Raw genomic sequence first — 1264 nt, 5'->3', positions numbered from 1 at the left:
CCAAAGACTTTAAGCTCTGCAATTACCGCTTGCATTTTGGGCGTGTGTGGGTCGACACCACACTTGTCCAAAAGGTGATACGCTATGCGTTCGTTGCGATAGGCCGTCACGATATCAGACATCGAGAAAGCTCCTCGCTGGGCGGGTTCTTCACTCAGGTAGTGGCTCACCTTAGCCAGATTTACCGTCGTCAGTGCCATGTTAGTATGGAAATGTATTTTTCCAGCGCTGCGCCCTTGTCCCTGTTCTAATCCGACGAACTGCTTGGCGTCTCGAAACAGAAATTCTTGCTGAAAACGATAAGCATACCTGTGCATGATCTGTTCGGCGGACAGCGAAGTGTCGGTTGACAAGTAGGTGCGGATTTCTTTTATTTCTCCCTCGTCATTCAGTTCTTGAATGATGACAGCTTTGACCTTGAGGTTAACTGATTTTTGATTAATCACCCCTTGCCAAACGCGTCGCTCTAGCTTCTCCAGTTCTGGTACTCTGAAAAATACGTCAGGGTCAGGGTCGCTCAGATCGACCTTTCCATCCCACTTGCGTTTGCGCCCCTCTCCCTTCCAATAATAGCGCAAACTGATGTCGGTACGCCCCCGCGTTATCACATGGAAGCCAAGGGCGACGACACGGTTCATGAAAGGATTACGACTAAAAAAAGCATCGACGACTATATACTTACTCACTTTGAGCAGTTGAGCGGCTCGTTCCTCTACTATGCGAGCATAGAAGGAGAGCTCACTTTCCCCCTCACGCCTATTGACCGTCTGGACCGCCTCAAGGTGATAGGCCATCTTATCCATCATATCAACCGCAGCAAGTCCTGTAATCTCAATACCATGCTTGCGCCTGCCGGCTTTGCCTGAGTGATACTTGCCTACCCCTTCGGTGTGCTTACCTGCTTTAGGTATAAAAGAAGGATCCAATCCAATGATCACATCATCACTCGCTTGTTCGGCGATCATCACCGTGTTGAAAGCCAACCAGTCAAAAGGACGCTCAAAGTGCTTGCGGTAAGTGAAGTCAATATAGTTACCCTGGCGACCAAGATTGACAAAATTGAAACGACCCAACAGGGCAGGCCATAAACCAAACAGGCTAAGCATAAATCTGTACCGCCATACACCAGTTACGGCTAACTTTTGCAATATTTGGGCAGCGAGAGTTTCGATTTTCGTCGGGTAGGTCATTCTTGGTAGGTGTGAGAATCACCAAGTTAAGGGCCTACCCTTTTTTAGAAGCCTAAAATCGTAGCGGACCATTG

1 protein-coding gene is annotated in these 1264 nt (G+C 48.4%); it reads right to left on the bottom strand.

Annotated elements, in window-relative coordinates; all coding sequences use genetic code 11:
• The coding region (locus tag FUA23_RS22175) for a transposase (protein ID WP_147932961.1) at positions 1-1190 on the bottom strand (1190 nt) is incomplete at its 3' end.
• Positions 1191-1264: the final 74 nt, after the last annotated feature.

Origin of the sequence: Neolewinella aurantiaca (assembly GCF_008014675.1) — a bacterium.
In the GTDB taxonomy this organism is placed as follows: Bacteria; Bacteroidota; Bacteroidia; order Chitinophagales; family Saprospiraceae; genus Neolewinella; species Neolewinella aurantiaca.
Note: the sequence above shows the minus strand (reverse complement) of the source record. Positions and strands in the feature narration are given on the sequence as shown.